The sequence below is a fragment of the Corallococcus sp. CA053C genome (genome assembly GCF_003611675.1).
Classification (GTDB): Bacteria; Myxococcota; Myxococcia; order Myxococcales; family Myxococcaceae; genus Corallococcus.
This window is the reverse complement of the sequence record NZ_RAWA01000718.1, coordinates 1-2,173: the sequence shown is the minus strand read 5'-3', so window position 1 is coordinate 2,173 and position 2,173 is coordinate 1. Positions and strand designations below refer to the sequence as shown.

Sequence of the window (2,173 nt, the reverse complement as noted above, 5' to 3'; positions counted from 1 at the left end):
GTGCCGCGCCGCAACCGCCCTCCCCTCCGCCGGAGTCCCAGGCGCTGCTCGACGGGGTCCTGCGCGAAGTGCTGGAGCGCCGCGGCACCTGCCTGCGCGTCCTTTCGAGTCGCGCGGCCCTCCTCTGCGCCGCCTGGAGCCCGGAGGGCACGCACCTGGCCACCGGCGACACGGCGGGGCGGATCCACCTCTGGGACCTCCAGTCGCCGGGCGCGGAGCCCACGCGCATCGACGCGGGCACCACCGCCAGCGGCCCCGGCGTGAAGGCGCTGCTCTGGGCCGCGCGGAGCCACCAGCTGGCCTGCTGCGACGACGAGGCCCGGGTCCGGGTGATGAAGGTGGACAGGAAGGGGGCCTGCGCGCCGGGACGCACGTATGACGCGGGGACGCGCGTCCCCTGGGGGCTCCAGCTCTCGCCCGACGAAGAGCGGCTGCTCGGGCCGTACAGCGAGGGCGGCGCCGGCGAGGGCGACACCGCGCCGCATGCCGCCGTGCTCGGCGTGACGCGCCAGGAGCGCGTCCCGGTGTGTGACTCCGGGCCGACGAAGCCCTCCCGGTGCGCCGAGGTGCGGGCCGCCGCCTGGGCGCCCGCCGGAAAGGTCTTCGCCACCGCCGGGCCCGACGCGGTGGGCGTCTGGCGCGTGACGCGGCGCGAGCACCGGGACACCGTCACCCGGCAGGTGACGTTCCCCATGGCGGGGGGCCTGACGGTGGCCTGGCATCCGGGTGCGCCGGCGCTCGCCGCGGGCGGGGCGAAGGGGGTCGTCGTCTTCCGGGGGTCCGGCGACAGGCGCAGGCCGTGGGAGCTGGAGACGCGGCAGGAGCTGGAGACGCCCGGCGCGGTGGAGCACGTGGCCTGGAGCCCGGAGGGCCAGTGGCTCGCGGCGGCCAGCACCGGGAGCGTGCACCTGTGGCACGCGGACTCGGGCCTCCTCTCGAATGTCCTCCACGGGGAGGACCCTTCGCTCGGGGGGCTCTCGTGGAACCCCCGGCGGCGCGGCGTCCTCGCGACCTGGAGCGGCACCCAGGCCCGGGTCTGGGACGTGGAGAGCGGCCGGGTGCTGGCGACGCTCACCGGCCACGCCGGCAGCATCCACCAGGCGGTGTGGAGTCCCGACGGGATGCGGCTCGTCACCGTGAGCGCGGATGCCACGGCGCGCATCTGGGACGACACCCTCGGCGGCCCCCTCCGCCGGGAGACCTGGGAGGAGGTGGAGCCATTCCTGGGGAAGGGCGCCCCGGGCCCCGGGTGGAGCCCCGACGCGAAGCATGTCGTGGTCCAGGACGGGCCCAGGGCCTTCTCGCTGTGGACGGCCTCCGGCGAATTCGAGGCCCGCGGGGAGGAGCTGCCCCACGACCTGCTGCGGTGGGTGTGGCATCCCGGGAGCGAGGCCCTGGGGCTCGTCCTGCGCGACGCGCCGGGGCCCGGGTTCTGGGACCTCGCGAGCAAGACCCTGACACTCTCCAGGGGCAGGGAGAAGGCTCCGCTGTGGGACCTGGCCTGGAGCCCGTCGGGCCAGCAGCTCGCCATCGCCTGCGATGACGGCTGGGCCCGCATCTACGACTGCCCGGGCGCCTGCGCGCTCGACAGGCTGCTGTGGAGCCTGCGGCTGGTGTTCCCGGCCCGCCGCGTCGCCTGGAGCCCGGATGGGCAGTTCCTCGCCACCGGGGACGCCGGAGGGCTGGTGGGTATCTGGGACTCGCGCGGCTACGACCTGGTGGCGTGCCCCCAGACGCAATGGGGGCCCCTCCAGCACCTGGTGTGGAACCGGAGCGGTTCGTGCCTCTTCACCGCGAGCGAGGACGGCCGCGGCCTGCTCTGGCGCCAGGGGGGCGCCGGGCGCTGGGCGATCGCGGCGACGCTGGAGGCGCGGCCCACCCGGCTGCGCGGGGCCGCCTTCTCACACGATGGCCGGTGGCTGCTGGCGATGGAGGCGGACGGCGCGGGGATCCGCCTCCACCCCGCCGAGTTCGAGACGCTGGTGGCTCAGGTGGCCTCCCGGCCGGGCCGCAACGCGTTCACGGAGCAGGAGCGCACCCACTACCTTCAGTTCCGGAGCCAGCGATGGCACCGCCAGGCCGATGCCGGCGAAGCCCACCCCGGCTCCGTGCAGTGAATCCAAGGAGACGCCATGGAACCAGGACACGTCATGCAGCAGTACCCCACCCCCAC

1 protein-coding gene is annotated in these 2,173 nt (G+C 75.6%); it reads left to right on the top strand.

The window, feature by feature from the left end; all coding sequences use genetic code 11:
* The coding region (locus D7V97_RS42525) for a WD40 repeat domain-containing protein (RefSeq protein WP_147445240.1) at positions 1-2,117 on the top strand (2,117 nt) is incomplete at its 5' end.
* Positions 2,118-2,173 lie beyond the last annotated feature (56 nt).